Source organism: Saccharospirillum mangrovi (genome assembly GCF_003367315.1).
In the GTDB taxonomy this organism is placed as follows: domain Bacteria; phylum Pseudomonadota; class Gammaproteobacteria; order Pseudomonadales; family Natronospirillaceae; genus Saccharospirillum; species Saccharospirillum mangrovi.
Map to the genome: position 1 here is coordinate 2,548,287 of NZ_CP031415.1, position 22,273 is coordinate 2,570,559.

The following is a 22,273-nucleotide window of genomic DNA, read 5'->3' on the forward strand; positions in this document are numbered from 1 at the left end:
GTGAGCGCACTGCTGAGTGTTGCAGAAAATGACCGGCAGGCGCGCAAGGAGGCCGCATCATAGCGGCTGTGACCGCTATGACAAGGCCGCGCGCCCGCTTCGTTTCAGCCCAGCCGCACGGCGGTGCCGCTGACACTGACCATCATCATGCTGCCGCGATCACCGACCACTTCGTAATCGATGTCGATGCCGACAATGGCGTTGGCACCCAAGGCATGAGCGCGCTCTTCCATATCGGCAAAGGCGGTTTCGCGCGCCTTGCCCATTTCGCGTTCGTACGCCGCCGAACGACCGCCAACGATGTCGCGAATGGCGCCGAAAACGTCTTTGAAAATATTGGCACCGAGAATGGCTTCACCGACTACGATGTCCAGATACTCAACAATCGGTCGGCCTTCAACGGTGTTGGTGGTGGTTTTCAGCATGGCAAAACGTCCTGTTTGGAAAGAGGCTGCCAGCATAGCAAAGCGGGCCCAACCGGCATCGGTCAGAAGTCAGCAACACAGCCAATCCGGCGATACCCAAACCGACATCAAGAAGTTATTGCCCTGTCACGAAAAATCGCTAGGGTGAAGTCTGGTCGCAAAAGCTGACCAGTCGTTCAACACACTGAAACCAGTTGTCGATGTTCGGCGGTTCCGTTTGGGTCAGGCCAAAACGGAGGAACGTCAGGGATTCAACCGTTCAACGCACCACAACCCGAGGGAACCCCATGAAGACCCAACTGCCGATACTGGCGCTGACAACGGTGCTGGTCAGCACCGCCGCTCAGGCCGATCTGATTTTCAGCGAGTACATCGAAGGCTCGTCGAACAACAAAGCACTGGAATTGACCAACACCGGCGCCAGCGCCGTCGATCTGTCCGAATACCGCATCGAACTCTATTCCAACGGCAATCTGAACGTGCAATCCGGGCTCAACCTGAGCGGCACTCTGGCCGCCAGCGACGACTATGTGATTGCCAACAGCAATGCCGTCAGCGCCATTCTGGATGTCGCCGACATCACCAGCGCGGTGACCAATTTCAACGGCAACGACGCCCTGGTGCTCAAACACAATGGCGTGGTCGTGGATCGCATCGGTCAGGTCGGTAACGCCGACTACTACGGCGGTGAAGTCACGCTGGTGCGCAAAGCCGGCATCACCCAGGGCGATCCGCAATACGACACCGCCTTTGACCCGGCCGAACAATGGGACAGCTACCCGCAAAACACCTTCGCCTATCTGGGCGACGCTGGCACCGACAACGGTGACGGCGGCGACCCGACACTGGCGCAATGCGGCGACGCCATGACGTTGATTTCCGCCATTCAGGGCAGCGGTTCAAGCTCGCCGTTAATCGGTCAGAGCGTCGCCATCGAAGCCATCGTCGTCGCCGAACTGCAGGGCAGTAACGAGATGAGCGGCTTCTTTGTGCAGGAAGAAAACGCCGATGCCGACGGCGACGCCAGCACCTCAGAAGGCCTGTTTATTTACGCCAGCACACCAATGGTGTCGGTCGGCGACAAGGTCGTCGTCAACGGCCAGGTCGACGAATACTTCGGGCTGACGCAATTGAACCAGATTGCCGGTATCGAGATTTGCGCCAGCGGCCAGACGCTGCCCAGCGCGGCCGGTCTGAGCCTGCCACTGGCCGAGCTGAACGATCTGGAAGCGGTGGAAGGCATGCGCGTCAGCTTCAACCAGATTCTGACCGTGAACGAGGTCTACCAACTCGGCCGCTACGGCGAATTCATGATCGGCAACGGCCGTCGCTATATCCCGACTGAAGTCGCCGCGCCGGGTGCACCAGCCATCGCCGTTGCCGAGGCCAATGCCTTGAATGCGCTGCTGGTCGAAGACGGCATCAGCAGTCAGAACCCCGATCCGCTGATTTTCCCGGCGCCGGGTCTGTCGGCGTACAACAGCCTGCGCATCGGCGACACCCTGCCCGGCCTGACCGGCGTGCTGAACTACGGCTTCGGCGCTTACAAAGTGATTCCGACGGTCACGCCGACCTTCCTCGGCACCAACCCGCGCACGCTGGAACCGACCGCCACCGTCGGCGCCAACCTGCGTCTGGCCAGCTTCAACGTGCTCAATTATTTCAACGGTGACGGCCTCGGCGGCGGCTTCCCGACCGACCGTGGCGCCGAAACGCCGCTGGAACTGGAACGCCAGCAGGCCAAGCTGATTGCCGCGCTGGAAGCCTTGGATGCCGACGTCATCGGCCTGATGGAAATTGAAAACGACGGCTTCGGCGCCACCAGCGCCATCGCCCAGTTGACCGAAGCGCTGAACGCCACCCAGATTCCCGGCGAGGAATACGATTTCGTCGCCCCGGGCGTCAGCCAGATTGGCACCGATGCCATTGCCGTTGGCCTGCTGTATCGGCCGGAAGTGGTTTCGCCGGTTAACATGGCGCGCATTCTCGACAGCAGCAATTCACCGCTGGACGACGAAGGCGAGCCGCTGTTCATCGACGATCTGAACCGGCCGGCGCTGGCGCAAAGTTTCGAACACGCCGCCAGTGGCGACCGCTTCACCGTGGTGGTCAACCACTTCAAGTCGAAGGGCAACGGCAACTGCGCCGACTTCGACGACTGTGAGTCCAGTGACCTGCAAGGCGCCTACAACGGTGCCCGCACCGCCGCAGCCCAAGCCATGGTCGCCTGGCTCGCCGGCAACCCGACCGGCGTTGCCGATGCCGACGTACTGATCATGGGCGACCTGAACGCCTATTCCATGGAAGACCCGGTGCAGACATTGGCCGACGGCGGTTACCACTCACTGAAAGCCAACGGCGAATACTCCTACGTCTTTGACGGCGCCAGCGGCAACCTCGACCACGCTCTGGCAAGCGCCAGCCTGGCCGCCAAAGTGCTGGATGTGCAGGACTGGCACATCAACACCGACGAACCGCTGGCGCTGGATTACAACACCAACTTCAAGTCCGCCGGCCAGATTGAAAGCTTCTACGCGCCGACGCCCTATCGCTCGTCCGACCACGACCCGGTGGTGATCGATCTGGCGATGAACGCGCCGCCCGTGGCGCACTTCAAGGTGTACAAGATTCTGTTCTGGTACCTGTTCATCAGCGACAGCCACGACCCGGACGGTTACCTCACCGCCCAGGATTGGCGGATTGGCAACCTGACCTTCAGTGGCGATTGGAAACTGCTGTCCGTCAGCCAGGTGAAACGCCAGCACAGCCGTGACGTCACCCTGACCGTCACCGATAACGACGGCGCGACCGACAGCCGCACCAAACGGCTGTAACACCGCCGCGTCGAAACAAACCAAGGGCTGCCACTGGCAGCCCTTTTTTATGACGAAATTGTCACCAAAGCGTCACGTCATTGTCGTCCTGCTGTCACCCAGCCTGCCTTGCCCTGACTCTGCCATGGGAGACTGAGCCATGACCCAACGTCGCGTACGCGCTGTGTTCATTTCCGATATTCACCTCGCCAACCCCAACAGCCAGGTCGAATGATTGCCGAACTCATAATTGAGTCTTACCTACATACTGGCAGCGATAAGCGGACCGTCGCTCAGGAAGCCAGCAAGATGAATACGCCTTGAATGCCCGCAAAAACGTGCTTCACTTTTAAATCAGACGATAGACCCTCTGCCATTAGCCTGATGAGGGTAAAAGTTATTCTTGGTGACGAATTAGCCACCACAAAAGCTCGCACATCAATTTATGTGAACGCAAGTTAGGTTACCGAGTGTTATTAAGAACGACCCGAAGGCGCATAAAGACACACCTCTTTGCAGCTGATCTTGATGACTTAAAAGTAAACAAGCCCCACATAAAGGTTACTAACATGTTAAAAAACCTGTTAGCAAAAATATCAGGTGGTAAGCAAATCACTATCGCCAAAGATGATTGGGTCAATGCTCAAGGTCAACTCGACGCATTAACTCGTTCACAAGCCATCATTGAGTTTGACTTACATGGCAATATTTTAATGGCCAATGACAACTTCTTGAACGCCTTAGGTTATTCGTTAGAAGAAGTTAAAGGCCAACACCACAGCATTTTTGTCGATAACGCCTACCGTAATAGCCAAGCATACAAGGATTTTTGGGCCAGACTACGCAATGGTGAATTTCAAAGTGGTGAGTACTGTCGCTACTCGAAAAACGGTCAGGCAGTTTGGATTGAGGCTAGCTACAATCCTATTTTTGATGCCAACAAAAAACCCTACAAAATCGTAAAATTTGCCAGTGATATCACCGCGAAGAAACTGCAAAATAGCGATTATGAAAGTCAACTAGAAGCCATATCCAAATCTCAAGCGGTCATCTCATTTAAACTGGATGGCACCATACTTTCGGCAAATGACAATTTCTTAAACGCGCTTGGCTATACGCTCAATGAAGTGCAAGGTAAGCATCATCGTTTGTTTGTCGATTCCGAATACCAAAAATCTGACGAGTATCGCAACTTCTGGGATAGACTGGCTAAGGGCGAACATTTTGTTGGTCGTTTTCCACGCGTTCATAAAAGCGGTAAAGTCATTTGGATACAAGCCAACTATAGCCCTATTTGTGACCCAACCGGTACGCCTTATAAAGTAGTGAAATTCGCCACGGATATTACGGCTGAAGTCGAAGCCGAACAACAGCTTCAACTGACCGTTAGCCAGGTGAACTCGGCCATTGATGCCGCGGTTAATAATGACCTTACCCAACGAGTGGCAACGGCAGACAAATCCGACATGATGCTCAGTATCTCAGAAGGCGTAAACTCCCTGCTTGATACCATGACAGAGATCATCATCAATATTAAAAATGCATCCGATGCTGTGTATAACGGTGCTCGTGAAATCTCCAAAGGCAACACAGACCTTTCTAACCGCACTGAGCAACAAGCTTCTAGTCTGGAAGAAACAGCGTCTAGTTTGGAGGAGCTAACCACTACTGTTCGCCAAAATGCAGACAATGCCAAAGAGGCTAACAACTTGGCATCCAATGCAGTAGCAATCGCCTTGGATGGAGGTCACTTAATAGAAAACGTGGTGAAAACCATGGACTCCATCAATGAATCCTCACAAAAAATTGCGGATATCATTGGCATGATTGATGGAATTGCTTTTCAAACCAATATCCTAGCACTTAACGCTGCGGTTGAGGCTGCTCGAGCGGGCGAACAAGGGCGAGGCTTTGCGGTTGTTGCATCGGAGGTAAGAACCTTAGCGCAACGCTCAGCGAATGCGGCAAAAAACATTAAAGATCTCATCTCCGAGTCAGCGGAGAAAATCAACAATGGTAATGAGCTGGTCAATAAATCCGGTGATACCATGCGAGAGGTCGTGACTGCGATCAAGCAGGTCAATGATATTATGACTGAGATCGCCAGCGCGTCTGCAGAACAATCAACCGGGTTGGATGAAATAGATAAGGCCGTCAGCCAAATGGATGAAATGACTCAACAAAACGCCGCGCTTGTTGAAGAAGCTGCAGCGGCCTCTGAAAATCTATTAAGCCAAGCAGATCTATTAACCAATAATGTAAACCAATTTGCACTGACCGAGAGCAATCATACTTCTCACAGCATTAAACCCATAGCGCATACAAACGCCAAAAAATCATCACCTAAACATGCTTCTGTGCACCCATTAACGTCCAACGCTATCGCGATTAACAGGCCAAAACCGTCACTGTAACCTCAGCTCGATAATGACGAGGATAGTTGGGTGAATTTTTAAATAGCATGAAATCGATTTTTGGGCAGAGGCGATGGCCTACAACACTGACTACAAGTCCGCGCCTCAAGTGACGTGTTTTTATGCCCTTACACTTGCCTGTCCGCAGACCAAAATCGCGTCAATCTACAACTAAGCATGCCGCCCCGCACCTACCTCACGGACATAAGCCCGGCGAATACTGGCATAGATGTCACCGTATTCATCAAAGCGTCATGATGTTGTCACCCTAGCTTCATCCGCCCTGCCTAGCCTTGCCCTGACTCTGCCATGGGAGACTGAGCCATGACCCAACGTCGCGTACGCGCTGTGTTCATTTCCGATATTCACCTCGCCAACCCCAACAGCCAGGTGGATTTGCTGGCCGACTTTCTGAACAACACCGACACCGACTACCTCTACTTGCTCGGCGACATCGTCGACCTGTGGAAGCTCAGCACCCGCAAAGGCCGCTGGCACAAACACCACGAATCGATCCTCAAACTGATTCTGGCGAAAGCCAAAGCCGGCACCGAAGTGGTGTACGTGCCTGGCAACCACGATCCGTTTTTCCGCCACTTTGCCGACACCCATCTCGGCCCGGTGCGCGTTGAACACGAAGCCATTCACACCGCTGCCAGCGGCGAGCGTTACTTGCTGCTGCACGGCGACCGCTTCGATGACGACATCTACTGCGGCCATTTCTGGTGGCACATTGGCGAATGGCTGTACGAAACCGTGGTCACGCTGAACCGCCATTTGAACCGACTGCGTTCGTGGTTGGGCAAATCGTACTGGTCGCTGCCTGGCGCGTTGAAAATGCGCTCGAAAAAAGCCCGCGCTTACATCGAAAGCTTTGAAGACAAGGTGATCAGCTACGCCCGCGAACAAGGCGTTCAAGGCGTGGTGTGCGGTCACATTCATCAAAGCAAACTGCGCATCGACGACGGCTTCGTTTACGCCAACGACGGTGACTGGGTAGAAAGCTGCTCAGCGCTGCTGGAGCATCAGGACGGCAGCTTGGAATTGCTCGAAGTCCCGCACGCTCAGACCGGCACGCATCTGCATCCGTCGCCGAGCTGGCGCGCACCGGCGGCTCACAGCTGATTGCGACCGCAAACAAAAAACGCGCCCAAAGGCGCGTTTTTTGTGGCTCGAAAATCCGTTCAGCCACCGCTGTTGGCGGAGCGATCCGAATCTTCGATTGGCGCAAAATCGGCATCGCTCAGTTTCGGCACTTCCAGCGCTTTGTAACTGGCGTCGAGGCGTTTCATCGACTTGCACATCTGATCGATGCGTTCGTCCTGAGCGTGAATGTGATCAAGCAGCGCCTTGATGGCGTGTGCGGTCGGGTCGGGCATTGACGACACACCGTAGGCATCAAAACCCATCTTGTCGGCCAGCGCTTGCTGTTCTTCGCTGAACGGCAGCACTTTCTCACCGTTCTGTTTAACGATGCGACCGGGCACGCCGACCACCGTCGCCGATTCCGGCACTTCTTTGGTCACCACCGCATTGGAACCGATGCGCGCGTTGCGACCGACGGTAAACGGGCCGAGCACTTTGGCACCGGCACCAACGATGACGCCATTTTCCAGCGTCGGGTGGCGCTTGCCTTTTTGCCAACTGGTGCCGCCCAGCGTCACGCCTTGATAAATGGTCACGTCGTCGCCGATTTCGGCGGTCTCACCAATCACCACACCCATGCCGTGGTCGATGAAAAAACGCCGGCCGATTTTGGCGCCAGGGTGAATTTCAATGCCGGTCATCCAGCGCGACACCAGCGACAACCAACGCGCCAGCGTTTTCAGATTCCAACGCCACAGGCGGTGATTCAATCGATGAAACAGCACCGCGTGCAGACCGGGGTAATTCAGCAGCACTTCAAACCAGTTACGGGCTGCCGGGTCCCGGTCAAAGACACTGCTGATGTCTTCCTTCACACCTTTAAACATATTCAACGCTTCCTCAGCGATTTGTCGACCTGGGTCAGAAAGCCACGCAAAATATTGGCTTCCACCTCGTCGGGCTGGGCTCGCAAAATGAGCCGACGCACTTTATTCATCAAGGTCCGGGGGTTAGTGGGGTCGAGGAAATCGACTTCAACCAGGGTTTTCTCCCACGCCTGGAACAGGCCTTCTAATTGGTCGGCGCGCGCCGGCGGCTGATCCCAGTCAACGCCCCAAGGCCCGGCCGGACGCGGCTCGTTCACCAGCGCACGCATGCGCAGTTCGTACGCCAGCACTTGCACCGCCTGCGCCAGATTCAACGACGAATAATCCGGGTTGGCCGGGATGTTCACGTGATAGTGACAACGCGCCAGTTCTTCGTTGGTCAGGCCCGATTTTTCACGGCCAAACAGCAGCGCGATTTTGGAACCGGCCGGATGATCGGCTACCCGGTCGGCCAGCTGGCGCGGATCGAGCATCGGCCAGGGCAAAGAGCGTGATCGCGCGGAAGCGCCAACCACCAAGCCGCACTCGGCAATGGCGTCGTCCAGCGATTCGACAATCTGGGCGTTATCGAGCACATCCTGCGCGCCGGATGAACGGGCGTAGGCTTCGTCGGACGGAAAATCGTTGGGCGACACCAGCGCCAGATCGCTCAAACCCATGGTTTTCATCGCCCGGGCGGCAGCGCCGATGTTGCCGGAATGGGAAGTGTGCACCAGCACCACGCGGATGGCGCTGAGATCAAGCTCGGAATGGGCAGAGACAGTGGCCGGTTGCGGCTCGGACATGAAAAAACTTCCTGCTGAGTTCGAAGAAACTGCTTAAAGAACGCGCTGATTCCCGCTATTATACGCGCCCTTTTTCCGGAAGGCTGCCCTGCGGTTTTCCGACGCGCTGTTTAACAACCCCGTTTTGCGGAATGTCCTGACCGTCCGCCGGCCTTTGAGTTCCCGATTCAGGGATCCGGGCCGGTCCGTGTACGGTCGGGTCGTCATTGAGTGGAAGTGAGAAGACAAGCATGCAACCGATTCTGACCATTGCCTTACGCGCGGCCCGCGCTGCGGCCGACAAACTGAGTTACACCCTGGCAAACATCGACTCCCTGACGGCGGAAGGCGACAGCCGCGAGACGGTGTTCGACAAAGCCATCGAAGACGCCGCCTGGCGCGCTCGCAAAGCCATCCGCAAAGCCCACCAACGCCATCACATCGACTGCCTGCAAATTGGCCGCGACGAAAGCCGCGATTACGACGGCGAATCAGTCTGGCAAATCAACATTATCAGTGGCGAAGCCAACTACCGCACCGGCTATCCCGGTTATCTGATCAACATCAGCTATTACCGTTCCGACCGCATCGAAGCCGTCGCCCTGCTCGACCCGGCAAGCGGTGACGAATTCGGCGCGATGCGTGGCCGTGGTGCTCAGTTGAACGAGCGTCGCCTGCGTGTTGCCAACGTCAGTCTGGACTCGGCGCTGGCGGCCATCGAAGCGACCGACATGACCGAAACCGCGCGTTGGTCTGAACGCGTGGCCGGTGTTCGCGTGACCGGCTGTGGCTTGCTGAGCCTGGCGAATCTGGTCGCCGGTCGGGTGCAACTGGCTTACGCCGACAATCTGAACGCCATCGATTTTGCCGCTGCCAGCCTGCTGTTGCAGGAAGCCGGCGCACTGTCTGGCGACCGCAACGGCGGCCCGGCCAGCGCCAAAAAAGGCGAACTGCTGGCGGCCGCGCCGAAAACCTTCAAGCAGTGGCTGGCAGCGCACTGATTGCGCGTTCGGCCGACATACGTCACTGCCCAACAGACATAAGTCACGTCGAGCCGGTTGCGTCACAGAACCGTCTCGACGCCATGCTATAGTGCCCCGCTCATTCAGCGGGGACTGACCCTTGAGCGATCTGCACCTCTACGCCGGCCGGCACGCCTTCCAACACATTCAGCAACAGGGTCTCAAACCCAACGACATTCGCGTAATCCTCGGCGCCTCGGGCGGACCGAAGTGTTTTGTGCTGACGCATCTGGATCGCTATCTGGTGCGTGAATGGCTACCAAAAATCGCGCACCCGCTGCAATTGGTTGGCTCATCCATCGGCGCCTTGCGCATGACCGCTTACGCCAACACCGACCCCTTCGCCGCCATCGAACGCCTCGAAACCGGCTACCTGAATCAACGCTACAGCGAACACGCCGACGCCGATGAAATCACCGACAAGACACTTGAATTCATCGACGCGTTAATCGGCGACGGCGGTTTTGCCGCGCTGCACCCGCAACGCCAGTTGCACATCGTTTCGGCCCTGTGCAAAGGCCCGGCCGCAGCGTCGGGAAAACACCGGCAGGCCATCGTTTTTGGCGCGGTGGCGCTGGCGAATGCGCTGTCGCGTCGTTCACTGCCGCGCTATTTTGAGCGCGTTGTGTTTCGCAGCCACGATGTCGATTTGCCGCTGTCGCAGTGGGACGATTTTCACACCCATCAGGTGCCATTAAGCGCCGCCAACTACCGCGCCGCCCTGCACGCCACCGCCGCCATTCCGGTGGTGATTCACGGCGTCGATAACCCGCCCGGTGCGCCGCTCGGGCTTTATCGCGATGGCGGCATGGTGGATTACCACTTCGATCTGCCGTTCAAACCGGATAACGGCATCGTGCTCTACCCGCATTTTTCGCCGGTGATGAAACCCGGCTGGTTCGACAAACCATTGCCCTGGCGCAAGATCAGCGCCGAGCGTTACAGCCATACGCTGGTCGTCACGCCAAGCCCGGAATTCATCGCCCGTCTGCCCTACGGCAAGATTCCCGACCGCAAGGATTTCGAACGCCTCAGCGACAGAACGCGCCTGAAATACTGGCTCACCGTGGTTGATGAAAATCAGCGACTGGCCGACGCGTTCGATGCATTGGTCAACAGCGGTGAGCTGGCAGCGGCGCTGCGGCCGATTGAGCAGATTGCCCGCTAGAGCGCATTGAATCTGCGTTATCTACCCTAATCTGGGGCTGCAAAGCCTCAGGTAAGGAACCCGCAAAATGAGCACCATGAAAGCCATCACTTACGATCAGTACGGCGACAATTCCGTGTTACAACTGACCGACCAACCCATCCCCAAAGTCGGCCCGGACGATGTGCTGATCAAAGTCAAAAGCGCCTCAGTCAACCCGGTGGACTGGAAAATCATGATGGGTTATCTCGATCCGATCATGCACGCCTGGTTCCCGATCACGCCGGGTTGGGATGTTGCCGGCGTGGTTGAGCGCGTCGGTATGGATGCGCCGGAATTTCAGGTCGGTGATGAAGTCTTCGCGTATGCCCGCCGCGATATGGTCAACGACGGCACTTACGCCGAATACACTTCGGTTCCCGTGCGTGCCCTGGCACACAAACCCAAAGCGTTGAGTTGGGACGAAGCCGCGGCCTTACCGCTGGCCGGCTTGACCGCCTACCAGGTGTTAACACGACTGGGTCTGCAAGACGGCGAAACCGTGTTGATTCATAACGCCGCAGGCGGCGTAGGCATTCTGGGTGTGCAAATTGCCAAAGCATTGGGTGCCCGCGTCATCGCGACTGCTTCTGAGAAAAACCACGATTTTCTGCGTGAACTGGGCGCCGAGCCGGTCGCTTACGGCGACGGCTTGACCGATCGCATCAAAGCGCTGGCGCCTGAGGGAGTGGATCTGGTGGCCGATTTTGTCGGCGGTGTCTTGGACGTCACGCAGGCAGTGCTCAAAAGCGGCGGCCGCCATGCGTCCATTGCCGATGGCGGCGTGACCGACGCTGGCGGTCAGATGATTTGGGTACGGCCGAGCGACACCGATCTGCAAGCCCTGGCCGATATGGCCGATGCCGGCGACCTCACCGTGCCACTGGCGGCGACCTTCCCGCTGGCCGACACCGCCAAAGCGTTTGAACTCAGCCAGAGCGGCCACGCCCGCGGCAAGATCGCCATTCGCGTCAGCGACTGAGATTCAGCCCGATAAACGCCTCAGTGACCGGCTGCCGCTGGCCGGTCACCAGGCCATTGCGGTTGAGAATAGGCGGCCGCTGCCAGCGCTCGGGCAACACCAGACCGAGTTGATTCAGAATCGCCGCCACCGCGACTTCGGCGGCGTCCGACGAGCCAGAATCCATCTTCAGCGCGACACCCAACTGCAAGCCCGACAACGCCGCAATAAACACCCCTTCCGCGCCAATCTTCAAAAATGCCGCCCCTTTGAGTGCCCGCATCGCCTCGGTGCAGAAACGGTCGCTGCCTTCGACCAGAAAAGGGTGCGTCGTGGCGGCGCGATACAACCGTCGCGCGCCGGCGCGGTATTCCGCAGGCAGAGTGTCCGGCGCTGCAAAACGAGCGAAACCCAACGCCAGTCGATGCAACGGCATGGCCCAGGTCGGCGCAGTGCAACCATCGGGCGACAGCGGCACGCCACTCAGTTCGGTGTCGCAACTGGTTTCGATGCAATGGCGAATGGCCTGTTGCACTGGATGGTCGGGCGAGACATAGCCTTCGGTCGGCCAGCCTTGATGCCGTGCCAGCGCCAACATGCCCAAATGCTTGCCGGAACAATTATTGTGGCGGGCATCGGCCATGCGCTGCTGACGCGCGATATCGAGCATTGCCTGCTGGTCGTACGGCCATTGCACGCCGCATTCAAAATCGGCGGTGTGCAAACTGAGCTTGCCGAGAAACCGATCCGCCACGGCCACGTGTTCCGGCTCGCCATTGTGCGAGGCACAGCACAGCGCCAGCTCTTCATCGTCCAGGCCAAAGGCCTCGTGCGCACCGGCGGCCAACATCGGCAGCGCCTGAAAGGCTTTGATCGCCGAGCGCGGATAGGTCAGTGCATTCACATCGCCTACCGACCAGAGCGTGTCGCCGTCCGGCGTCATCACCAGCGCCCGGCCACGGTGTTCGCTTTCCACCGCGCCACCGCGAATGACCTGAACCAGAACGGGGTTGTTTGACTGCGTCATCGTTACATTCCTGAAAAATCGGGCTGCGTTCAGTTTATCAGACTGAATTCAAGCTGAACGCCGCCGTCAGCCACCCAGCGCAGTTCAGACAGCATTCAGTGACTTCCGCCCAGAGTGTCGGCATCTCGAATCGCACTCAGGAAAGTTGCCATGTTTCGCTCGCTGCTGACCACACTCGCCACAACGCTGCTGTTAACCGGCTGTTACGTCGAACTCGAACCCTATCCCAGTTACGGCTCAACCTCGGTCACCGAATTCAGCAGCGTCTTTTTAACGCGCACCGCTTTAATGCCGTATGCCCTCGGTGCCAACAGCATCGACATGCTGGCCAACCCGGACGACTATCTGACACCCTCCGCCCGCGCCCTGACCCGGGCAGTGCCGATTGAAACCACCTCCACCTATCTGTTCGACAGCGACACCTGCAGCTTCGGCGGCTACACCGCAACCGAAGCCTTCGGCGACACCGAAACCTACGCCAGCGGCATGACCTGGGTCGAACTGGGGCTGACCGCCACCGCCACCCAATGCGGCACCAGCAGTTGGCTGGGGCTGAGCACGCTGAACAGCCGGCTGGTGTACGACGTGCGCGGCTGGTACGACGACGCCTTCGATGAAATCGTCAGTCTGGACGCCACCCTGAATGGCTACCTGCGCCTGGACAGCGCCCATCAAAGCGTCAAATTGAGCGGCTTAGACGTGCGCGTCGAAGAGCTCGACGCCACCGATTTCCGCGTGCTGGCCAACGCCAGTGTGTGGATGGATGACGGTCGCTATTTTGGCAACGCCAGCCTGCGCACCCTGGAAGGCGTGCACTGGTATCGCGGCGCCACTTACCCACACGCCGGACGGGTGCGCATCGAAAGCGGCTATCAATGGGTGGAATTGCGCTTTTTCAGCGATGGCGTCAGCCGCCGCGACAGCGATGGCTACTACACCTATTTGCCTTGGTGGGAATTCAGTTGAGCGGGAAAACAGCTGAGAAGGAAAGCAACAGAGAGGGAAAAGCAGAGACCGCCCGCCAGAACAGCGGGCGGTTAAGACAGATCAACCGTGAACGACGTACTCCGGACCAAAGCCCGCCGACCAGACAATCACCGTGCCGACGCGCATAGTCACCAACAACACCAAAGCGACGGTGATCACCGATGTCGCGTACATAAACGCACGCTCTTTGGGAATGTTCATGATGATCGGCATACCTTCGTAGATCAGATACACCGAATAAGCCGCCGCCAACACAAAGACGATCACGTTCAACCACAGCACCGGCCAGATGCCGACGATGCTGGCCAGGAAAATCGGCGCCGTGGTGTACACCGCCAACGCCATGCCGTGGTGTTGATCGGTGGCTTCATCGGAATAGGTGCGCGACATCCAGTTAATGAATTCCGCAAACACCCAAACCCCAACCAAGGCTGCCAGGTAACTGAGCACGCACAACACCAGACCGCTTTCCGGCGTCAGCGTGGTTTTCGGACTGCCGGCGATGGTCCAGCCGACGTGAACCACACCGAAGTAGAAACAGACCGCAGGAATCAAAGCGAGAATCGGAACGTGGGTGAGATACTCCATCAGCTTGGAACGGCGCTGTTGGCGAATGAGTGACCACTCACTATCCGGGTGCGTAAAAATACCAAGAGTATGGTCGAGAATCATGGACTTCTCCTCGTTGTCGGGGTCGGTTTTATTGTTGTTGTAGTAGGCGGAAATCCGCCGTGTGAAGGTTATTCGAACGCTTGTCAAACACGTGCAGGCTTACGAAAACAACCGACCTATGGCCATTAACATAGAGCTTTTAGCAAAGACTGCAAGCACTCAACCGAGCCAGCCCGCCGCCGTTTCAGCCGCGCCTTGAATCGCTTCGACTCGCCTATACATTAGTTTTTGCTAATATTTAGCGGCAGCGTTCACAGAGGTGTCGCTGTCAGACAGTCGCACGCCCAACACCCTGTGTTAGCATGCACCCCCATCATGGTTTTCAGCCAAGAGGAATTTCCGATGAACGCCACGCAACTGGCCGCCAATTATTGGGTTGCCCCCCAGATCAGTATCGACGATGTGGCCGAAGCCAAAGCCGCTGGCTTTGAGGTGATTGTCTGCAACCGACCGGACGGCGAATCCGCCGATCAGACCCCGGCTGCCGACATCAAAAGCGCCGTCGAAGCCGCCGGCCTGACGTTTTATCACCTGCCGATGAACGGCCCGATGTTCACGCCGCAGCAAGCGGAAATTCTGCGTTCGGTGCTGGATCAGCACGACAAGGTGCTGGGCTACTGCCGCAGCGGCAATCGCAGCAGCATCCTGTACCGCGCCGCCATCGGCGAGGCTTGATTCTGGCGCGGATGAAGTCGTTTTCTTTACCCTCAGCCGGCGATCTCAACGCCGGCTTTTTGGTGGCACTGGTCGGCATTCCGCAATGCCTGGCCTATGCCATGCTGTCGGGCCTGCCGCCGATGTATGGCCTGGTTACGGCCATCGTGCCGGGCATGATTGCCGCCGTTGCCGGCCGCAGCGCTCACGTCACTGTCGGGCCGACCAACACAACAGGCCTGATCATTCTCACCAGCCTGTCGCCCTGGGCCGCTGATCCGGAATTGTTGCTGACCGCTATGGTCACACTCAGCGTGCTGGCGGGTTTGTCGCGCTTGTTGATCGTTGCTCTGCGCGCTGAGCGCGTGTTCGATTTTGTACCCGAAGCCGTCTTGCTCGGGTTTTCCACCGGCGCGGCCATCATCATCGCGCTGATGCAGTTGGACGAATTTCTCGGTACGCCATTCAACGGCGTGCGCACCGTGGTCGATGAACTGATTCGACTGACCCAACTGAACCTGACGACGTTGGAACCGGCGGCCATGTTACTGGCGGTGGCCGCCTTGCTGTCGGTCATTCTCGGCCGGCGCTTTTTGCCGCGCTGGCCGATTCCATTGCTGGCACTGATCGCCAGTATCGCTCTGGTGATGTTTGCGCCCTGGCCTTTGGTAGACCGCTGGATCACGCTCGAACAAAGCACAGTGATCAGCGACGGCTGGCCGCAACTGGCAACCCAATTGCCCGACTGGGCGATGATTCAAGCGTTGATCGTGCCCGGTTTCGCCGTCGCCTTTATCGGCTCGCTGGAATTGATCGTCACGCTGCGCAACCGCCAGGAACAACGTTATTTGCGTGCCGAATTGCGCAGCCAGGGTGTGGCGAATCTGGCTGGCAGTCTGGTCGGTGCGTTTCCCGCCAGCACGTCGCTGACGCGTTCGGTATTGCTCGACATCGGCGGTGCGACCAGCCGCTGGGCGCCCTTTATCGCCGCAGCGGTGTTGCTGCCCATTCTGCTGTTCGGTGCCGATTTGATTCGCGCCATTCCGCAAGCGGTGATCGCCGGTTTGCTGGTGGCGACAGCGCTGTCGATGCTCAAACCGGAACAGATTGCCTCGGTGCTGCGCGCCAACCGCCAAACCCGGACGCTGTTTCTGGTCACCGTTGGCAGCACGCTGGTATTGGCGTTCCACGAAGCGATTCTGCTCGGCGCCGGCCTCGGTCTGGTGATCTTCCTGTTGCAATCCAGCCTGCCGCAATTGCGTCGTTACGCAGTCGATGACGATGGCTGGCTGATCAACCAAGAGCACAGCACCAACGGCCACTACGCCATCCAGATTTCCGGCAGTTTGTATTTCGCCGCCGCGCGCCAGTTACCAGAACGGCTCGACCCGCTGATTCCGGACGACGCCCAACGCCTGACGCTCGACCTGAACCACGCCCACCAACCGCGCATCGCCGCCACTCAGGCGTTGTTGCGCATCTGTGAAAGCTGCCAGCATCGCGGCATAACCGTCGATATTTGCGGCTATCCTGCGGAGTTGAAACGCATCGCCGATACGCTCGGGGTGCGCCTGCCCTGGTGTGAATTCAAAATCGAGCAACGCCTGGACGGCATGGCCCGCGCCCGGCTCACCGCCACCGACGAGGAACCGGCATGAGCGACCAAACCGCGCCCGCATTCAAGCCGCACAACTTCGGCGGCCTGCTGACCGTCGCACCGCAAATGCTCGACTTTATGGCGCAGGCTGAACGCGTCGCGCGCACCGACGCCTCCATTCTGGTGCGCGGCCAGACCGGCAGCGGCAAGGAATTGGTGGCGCGTTACATTCATCAGACGTCACGCCGCGCCGACGCTCATTTCAGCGCCATCAACTGCGCGGCGTTGTCGCGCGAACTGATGGCGTCGGAATTGTTTGGTCACAAACGCGGCGCTTTCACCGGTGCCACCGCCGACCGCACCGGCCTGTTTCAACTGACCGACGGCGGCACGCTGTTTCTCGATGAAATCGCCGAAATGCCGCTGGATATCCAAGCCGGTTTATTGCGCGTGCTGCAGGATCACTGCTTCACGCCGCTCGGTTCCAGCGAGGTGATTCACACCAATATCCGGCTGATTTCCGCGACGCACACCTCGCTGCGCCGACAAGTGGCCGAGCGGCAATTTCGTGAAGACTTGATGTATCGGGTACGCGTGGTGCCGCTGTATTTGCCGCCGCTGATGGCCCGACTCGGCGACGTCGAAATGCTGACCTGGCATTTCATTAACGAACTGAACCAACGCAACGAACGCCAGGTCGAACGCATCAGCCAAGACACCTACGACGCCCTGCTCGCCTACCGCTGGCCGGGTAACATTCGCGAACTCAGCAACGTCATCACCTACGCTCACGCCATCGGCACCGGGCCGCGCATCGACATCGCCGACCTGCCACCGGAACTGCGCGGCGAAGCCCCACCGGACGAAGCACCGCTGCCGCCGGAACAACGCGAGCGCGACCGCATTCTGGAATTACTGCAACGCCACAAAGGCCACAAACAAGCCGTTGCCGACGCACTCGGCATTTCCCGCGCGACCTTGTGGCGGAAAATGAAAACGCTGCAACTCAGTTAAAGACAATCCGGCTTAGCTGAGCAAAAACCCGGTCGACGCCTCAGTGCTTAGCGCGGTAATGCTCGCCACTGACCGCCAATCCCGCCATCGCAAAACGATACAAATGATCGACAAGATCCTGACTCGGCATCGCCGACAACCGTTGCGCCGGCGCCAGTTCAAACTGACTCACCACATGCAGCATGGCGCAGGGCGCGATGACATTGAGCATGCAGCGCAGCAACGCCGGATCGTTCGCCGGAATGCCGGTGATGTCGCTGACGATCGACTGAATCATGCCGATCTTGGGATAAATCTGATTCTCGCCCAGCGTTAATAAATGCGACGACGGCGACATGACTTCCCGGTACAGCACGCGAATGGGCCACTGCCCTTTCTGTCGGGTATCGCGGTTCACCAGATAGTCAAACAACTGCCGCAGTTTTTCCTCGACCGGATCATCGCTGTGCGCGATGCGTTCCAGATCGACCAAATTAATCAGCCGCCGGTGCGCCTCGCCTAACACGGCCTGATACAAACCGTTGCGATTACCAAAGTGATAATTGATCGACGCCAGATCGACCTCAGCGCGCTGCGCGACCATCTTGTTGGTGGTCTCCGCCAGTCCGTGCTCGGCGTACAGCTCTCCAGCGGCGGTCAGAATGCGCTTGCGCGTGGCTTCGCCATCGGTCCGGGGGGCGCGTTTATCCGTTGTTTTCATCGATGAACTCTGTCATTGAGCCGGGCATTGGCTAAGGTCATGGAGTGTGACCGAAACAGTTCGTGCTCGACACTCGGTTTGCGATAGATTAAATTAAATTTAATTTAAACTTAAAGCGGCCAGCAGAGCAACTGCGCGCCCATCACCAACCTGTCACGGAGCCAGCCATGCCGAAAAGACCCTTAATCATCATGATTGTCATCGTCGCTGTGGTCGGCCTGAGTGTGTGGTGGACGCAAAGCCCCAATGCCGCCAGCAGCGGTCTTACGCTGCACGGCAACGTCGATATCCGTCAGGTATCGCTCGCTTTCGATGGCAGCGGCCGCATCGCCGAATTGCGCGTCGAAGAAGGCGACCATGTTCAGCAGGGCGACCTGATGGGCGTGCTCGACACCAGCACGCTGGCGCTGCAAGCCGATCAGGCCCGGGCCGAAGTGGAAGTGCGTCGCCAAAGCCTGCTGCAATTGCAGCGCGGCACCCGGCCGGAAGAAATCGCCCGTGCCCGGGCGCAACTGGCGTCGGCCGAAGCCTCGGCGGCTCAGGCCGAACGGGAACTGTCGCGCTCGGTTCGCCTGCAAGCGTCCGACAGCGGCGCGGCCAGCGCCCAGAATGTCGATCTGGCTCGCGCCAATGCCCAAATCGCCAACGCCAAAGTCGACGAATTACGCGCCGTGCTGGCCCAGGCCGAAGCCGGCCCGCGAGCCGAGGAAGTGGCCGCCGCCCAAGCCGCACTGAGCGCCGCCGAAGCCCAACTGGCGCTGCTGCAACACCAGATCGACCAAGGCCAACTGCGCGCCCCGGTAGACGCCGTAGTGCGTTCGCGCCTGCACGAACCGGGCGACATTGTGACGCCGCAATCGGCCGTCTTCGCACTGGCGCTGACCGAACCCAAATGGATACGGGTGTACATCGACGAACCGAATCTCAGCCTTATTCAACCGGGCATGCCCGCCGACGTTCTGACCGACGATGCGTTGCCGGCACTGTCTGGCCGGGTTGGGTACATCTCTTCAGTCGCCGAATTCACACCGAAGCCGGTGCAGACCACCGAACTGCGCACCAGCCTGGTGTACGAAGTGCGGGTGGTGGTGGACGACCCGGATGACCGCCTGCGCCTGGGTCAACCGGCCAGCGTGCAATTGCAGGCCCGGACTGAATCATGAATCACGCCGGCGTGCTGGTGGCCGCCGATCACCTGGGCAAAACCTTCGCCAATAAAAACGGCGACGACACCATTGCGGTCCAGGACATTTCGCTGACGGTTCACGCCGGCGAACTGACCGCGCTGGTCGGCCCGGACGGCGCCGGTAAAACCACCTTGATGCGCATGATGGCCGGCTTGCTGAAACCGGATCGCGGCCAATTGACGATGTTTGATCTCGACATCACCACCCAGACACAAGCCATTCAAAACCGCATCAGCTACATGCCGCAGCGGTTTGGCCTGTATGAAGATTTGAGCGTCCAGGAAAACCTCGACCTCTACGCCGACCTGCACGGCGTGCCCGCCGAGGTACGCGAAGAACGCTTCGCGCGCATGCTCGCCATGACCGACATGGCACGCTTCACCGACCGCACCGCCGGCAACCTCTCCGGCGGCATGAAACAAAAACTGGGCCTCGCCTGCACCTTAGTGCGCTCACCCGATCTGCTGCTGTTGGACGAGCCCAGCGTAGGTGTGGACCCGCTGTCGCGCCGCGATCTGTGGAAAATCATCCTGCAATTGGTCGAGAGCGAACAATTGAGCGTCGTGGTCAGCACCGCCTACATGGACGAAGCCGAACGCTGCGCCAACGTCATGGTGATGAACCAGGGCCAACTGCTGGCATCCGGCTCGCCCGATTCGCTGCGGCACCGGGCCAAAGGCCTGACTTACACCGTCACGCCCGCCGCCGGCACGCCCGCGCGCGAACTGCAAGCCCAACTGATTCGCGCCACCGATCACATCATCGACGCTGTACCCCAAGGCGGCGACGTTCGCTTTATCCGCCGCGCCGACGTCAATCTTGCGCAATTGAAACCCTTGCTTGGAAACCTGGCTGTAGAGCCGCGCCCGGAAGAACTCGAAGACGCCTTTATGATGCTGCTGCGCCAGCACGAAACCGAGGAAAGCCGCGCCGCCGAACTGGATTTCCAAGCCACAACAGCGGCAGAACAAATACCTGCAACCGACGCCGAGCGCCCCATCATTGAAGTGCGCGATCTGGTGCGGAAATTTGGCGATTTCACCGCCGTCGCCAGCACTTCATTCAGCGTCCGTCGCGGCGAAATTTTCGGTTTACTCGGCCCCAACGGCGCCGGCAAAACCACCACCTTTCGCATGCTGTGCGGTCTGCTGCCGGCGACCAGCGGGCATTTGGAAGTCGCCGGCCAAAACCTGCGCACAGCGCGCGCCAAGGCGCGTGGTCACATCGGTTATGTGGCGCAAAAATTTTCTTTGTACGGCAATTTATCGGTGCGCGAAAACCTGACATTTTTCGGTGGCAGTTACGGTTTGGCGGGCAAACATTTGCGGCGGCGCGTCACCGAATCGCTGCAACAATTTGAACTCGACGCCAAGGTTCGCAGCGGCCTGATGCCGGCGGGTTTTAAACAGCGCCTGGCGATGGCGGCAGCGTTGATTCACCAACCCGACATTCTGTTTCTGGACGAACCGACCAGCGGCATCGATCCGCTGGCGCGGCGCAGTTTTTGGCGCACCATCACGCAATTGGCGAACAGCGGCGTCACCATCATCGTCACCACGCACTTTATGGAAGAAGCCGAATACTGCGACCGCATCGCCATTCAGGACGCCGGCAAAGTGCTGGCGCTGGGCACGCCACGCGAGGTGCGTCAGCAAGGCGGTGATGCCGGCTCGAGCGACATGAACAGCGCCTTCATCGCCATTGTTGAAAACAGCCGCGCTCAACTCGCGCACGCCGAGGTGGACGCATGAACGCCGGTTTCGTCACACGTCTGCAAGCCTTGGTGCGCAAAGAAAGCCGCCAGATGTTGCGCGACCGCAGCAATCTGTTCGTCGGCTTGCTGTTGCCGGTGGTGTTGATTCTGTTGTTCGGCTACGGCCTGTCATTCGATGTCACCGACGCCCGCGTCACCCTGGTGCTCGACGACACCTCGCCCACCGCACGCAACGCCGTTGCCGGCTTAACCGGCTCGGCCTATATCAGCCCCAGTTGGGCGGCCAGCATGCCCGAAGCGGAAGCGACGATGATCGCCGGCGACACCGACGCCATTCTGCGGGTGCCGAGCGATTTTTCAGCGCGCCTGGCGCAAGGCGACGCCCAACTGCAACTGATCCTCAACGGCGTCGATTCCAACATGGCGACCGCCATTGAAGGCTATGTCGCCGGCGCGTTGAACGTCAGCACGCAGCACCAATTGGATCGGCTCGGCAACCCCGTGCAACCCATCGCCCGCGTAGATATCGTGCAGCGCACCTGGTTCAACGAATCGGGCATCAGCACCTGGTATCTGGTGCCGGGTTTGATCGTGCTGGTGATGACCTTGATCGGCGCGTTTCTAACGTCCTTGTTAGTCGCACGCGAATGGGAGCGCGGCACGCTGGAATCGCTGTTCGTCACGCCGGTGCGGCCGCTGGAACTGGTGCTGGCCAAGCTGGCGCCGTACATCGTCATCGGCGCCATCGACCTCAGCCTGTGTCTGCTCGCCAGCAAATTTCTGTTTCACGTGCCGATGCGCGGTTCGCTGGGCATCATTATTTTTGCGTCACTGCTGTATCTGATTGTGTCGTTGCTGATGGGGCTGCTGATTTCCGCCGTCACCAAAAATCAGTTCGCCGCCAGCCAGTTGGCGTTGCTGGTGAGTTTTATGCCGGCGCTGATGTTGTCGGGTTTCGTGTTCGACCTGCGCAACGTGCCCTGGGTGATTCAATTGATCAGCAAGCTGTTGCCGGCGTCGCATTTTATGGGTCTGATCAAAACCCTGTTTATGGCCGGCAATGTCTGGCACGACATCCTGCGCGACTGCGGCATCCTGACGCTCTACGCCCTGGTGCTGATCGCCGCCACCCGACGCGCCCTGCGCAAGACTTTGGATTGACC

19 protein-coding genes are annotated in these 22,273 nt (G+C 58.6%); 13 read left to right on the forward strand and 6 right to left on the reverse strand.

All coding sequences use genetic code 11. The features are described from left to right. Window positions 1–104: 104 nt before the first annotated feature. Window positions 105–425 carry a heavy metal-binding domain-containing protein gene (locus DW349_RS12215; RefSeq protein WP_108125055.1) on the reverse strand — a complete coding sequence of 107 codons (321 nt, stop codon included), beginning with the start codon at window positions 423–425 and terminating at the stop codon, window positions 105–107. Window positions 426–712: 287 nt separating this feature from the next. Here DW349_RS12215 and DW349_RS12220 point away from each other — a divergent pair, with 287 nt between their 5' ends. The 3 genes from DW349_RS12220 to DW349_RS12230 all read left to right on the forward strand — a co-directional run bounded on the left by DW349_RS12220 (window position 713) and on the right by DW349_RS12230 (window position 6,777). After that, window positions 713–3,259 (forward strand): ExeM/NucH family extracellular endonuclease, encoded by a 2,547-nt coding sequence (locus tag DW349_RS12220; RefSeq protein ID WP_162824639.1) that lies wholly within the window; start codon window positions 713–715, stop codon window positions 3,257–3,259. A gap of 548 nt (window positions 3,260–3,807) precedes the next feature. Further along, window positions 3,808–5,652 carry a methyl-accepting chemotaxis protein gene (locus tag DW349_RS17635; RefSeq protein ID WP_108125053.1) on the forward strand — a complete coding sequence of 615 codons (1,845 nt, stop codon included), beginning with the start codon at window positions 3,808–3,810 and terminating at the stop codon, window positions 5,650–5,652. A gap of 324 nt (window positions 5,653–5,976) precedes the next feature. After that, window positions 5,977–6,777 (forward strand): UDP-2,3-diacylglucosamine diphosphatase, encoded by an 801-nt coding sequence (locus tag DW349_RS12230; protein WP_108125052.1) that lies wholly within the window; start codon window positions 5,977–5,979, stop codon window positions 6,775–6,777. A gap of 59 nt (window positions 6,778–6,836) precedes the next feature. Here the strand turns inward: DW349_RS12230 and cysE are convergent, their stop codons facing one another. Both cysE and trmJ read right to left on the reverse strand, forming a co-directional pair. Beyond that, window positions 6,837–7,625, reverse strand: a complete 789-nt coding sequence (gene cysE / locus DW349_RS12235) for a serine O-acetyltransferase (protein WP_108125051.1) — start codon at window positions 7,623–7,625, stop codon at window positions 6,837–6,839. Between the two features lie 2 nt (window positions 7,626–7,627). After that, window positions 7,628–8,410: a tRNA (cytosine(32)/uridine(32)-2'-O)-methyltransferase TrmJ gene (trmJ, locus tag DW349_RS12240; RefSeq protein ID WP_108125050.1), complete on the reverse strand. Its 783-nt coding sequence runs from the start codon at window positions 8,408–8,410 to the stop codon at window positions 7,628–7,630. 230 nt (window positions 8,411–8,640) lie between these two features. On the opposite strand from trmJ, the gene DW349_RS12245 reads away from it, so the two are divergent. From DW349_RS12245 to DW349_RS12255, 3 genes are all read left to right on the forward strand, one after another. Next, a complete protein-coding gene (locus DW349_RS12245; protein WP_108125049.1) occupies window positions 8,641–9,390 on the forward strand; it encodes an inositol monophosphatase family protein in 750 nt (249 codons plus the stop codon). Window positions 9,391–9,511: 121 nt separating this feature from the next. Further along, window positions 9,512–10,579: a hypothetical protein gene (locus DW349_RS12250; RefSeq protein ID WP_108125048.1), complete on the forward strand. Its 1,068-nt coding sequence runs from the start codon at window positions 9,512–9,514 to the stop codon at window positions 10,577–10,579. A 67-nt stretch (window positions 10,580–10,646) separates the two neighbouring features. Further along, on the forward strand, window positions 10,647–11,579 hold the full coding sequence (locus tag DW349_RS12255) for an NADP-dependent oxidoreductase (RefSeq protein ID WP_232819296.1): 933 nt from the start codon (window positions 10,647–10,649) through the stop codon (window positions 11,577–11,579). On the opposite strand, the gene DW349_RS12260 is transcribed toward DW349_RS12255, so the two are convergent. Further along, complete coding sequence (locus tag DW349_RS12260; protein ID WP_108125047.1) at window positions 11,569–12,585, reverse strand: asparaginase; 1,017 nt, start codon at window positions 12,583–12,585, stop codon at window positions 11,569–11,571. The two genes, DW349_RS12255 and DW349_RS12260, sit on opposite strands and share 11 nt — an antisense overlap. A gap of 150 nt (window positions 12,586–12,735) precedes the next feature. Between DW349_RS12260 and DW349_RS12265 the strand changes: the two genes are divergently transcribed. Then, window positions 12,736–13,551: a hypothetical protein gene (locus DW349_RS12265; protein ID WP_108125046.1), complete on the forward strand. Its 816-nt coding sequence runs from the start codon at window positions 12,736–12,738 to the stop codon at window positions 13,549–13,551. A gap of 81 nt (window positions 13,552–13,632) precedes the next feature. On the opposite strand, the gene DW349_RS12270 is transcribed toward DW349_RS12265, so the two are convergent. Next, window positions 13,633–14,244: a Yip1 family protein gene (locus tag DW349_RS12270; protein WP_108125045.1), complete on the reverse strand. Its 612-nt coding sequence runs from the start codon at window positions 14,242–14,244 to the stop codon at window positions 13,633–13,635. Window positions 14,245–14,586: 342 nt separating this feature from the next. Between DW349_RS12270 and DW349_RS12275 the strand changes: the two genes are divergently transcribed. From DW349_RS12275 to DW349_RS12285, 3 genes are read left to right on the forward strand one after another with little or no spacing between them, the layout of a single operon-like run. After that, window positions 14,587–14,919: a protein tyrosine phosphatase family protein gene (locus DW349_RS12275; RefSeq protein WP_108125315.1), complete on the forward strand. Its 333-nt coding sequence runs from the start codon at window positions 14,587–14,589 to the stop codon at window positions 14,917–14,919. A gap of 11 nt (window positions 14,920–14,930) precedes the next feature. Further along, the gene (locus DW349_RS12280) at window positions 14,931–16,556 is read left to right on the forward strand and encodes a SulP family inorganic anion transporter (protein ID WP_108125044.1); all 1,626 of its coding nucleotides are present in this window, start codon (window positions 14,931–14,933) and stop codon (window positions 16,554–16,556) included. Continuing rightward, a complete protein-coding gene (locus tag DW349_RS12285) occupies window positions 16,553–17,509 on the forward strand; it encodes a sigma-54 interaction domain-containing protein (protein WP_108125043.1) in 957 nt (318 codons plus the stop codon). Before DW349_RS12280 ends, DW349_RS12285 begins: the two co-directional genes overlap by 4 nt. A 40-nt stretch (window positions 17,510–17,549) precedes the next feature. Here DW349_RS12285 and DW349_RS12290 read toward each other — a convergent pair whose 3' ends face one another. Beyond that, entirely contained in the window at window positions 17,550–18,209 is a 660-nt protein-coding gene (locus DW349_RS12290; RefSeq protein ID WP_108125042.1) for a TetR/AcrR family transcriptional regulator, read from the reverse strand. Between the two features lie 167 nt (window positions 18,210–18,376). Here DW349_RS12290 and DW349_RS12295 point away from each other — a divergent pair, with 167 nt between their 5' ends. Genes DW349_RS12295 through DW349_RS12305 form a run of 3 tightly spaced genes read left to right on the forward strand, consistent with a single transcriptional unit; the run spans window position 18,377 to window position 22,271 of the window. Beyond that, entirely contained in the window at window positions 18,377–19,372 is a 996-nt protein-coding gene (locus tag DW349_RS12295) for an HlyD family secretion protein (RefSeq protein WP_108125041.1), read from the forward strand. Then, window positions 19,369–21,147, forward strand: a complete 1,779-nt coding sequence (locus DW349_RS12300) for an ATP-binding cassette domain-containing protein (protein ID WP_108125040.1) — start codon at window positions 19,369–19,371, stop codon at window positions 21,145–21,147. The genes DW349_RS12295 and DW349_RS12300 overlap by 4 nt, the downstream gene beginning before the upstream one ends. Beyond that, window positions 21,144–22,271, forward strand: a complete 1,128-nt coding sequence (locus tag DW349_RS12305; RefSeq protein WP_108125039.1) for an ABC transporter permease — start codon at window positions 21,144–21,146, stop codon at window positions 22,269–22,271. Before DW349_RS12300 ends, DW349_RS12305 begins: the two co-directional genes overlap by 4 nt. Window positions 22,272–22,273: the final 2 nt, after the last annotated feature.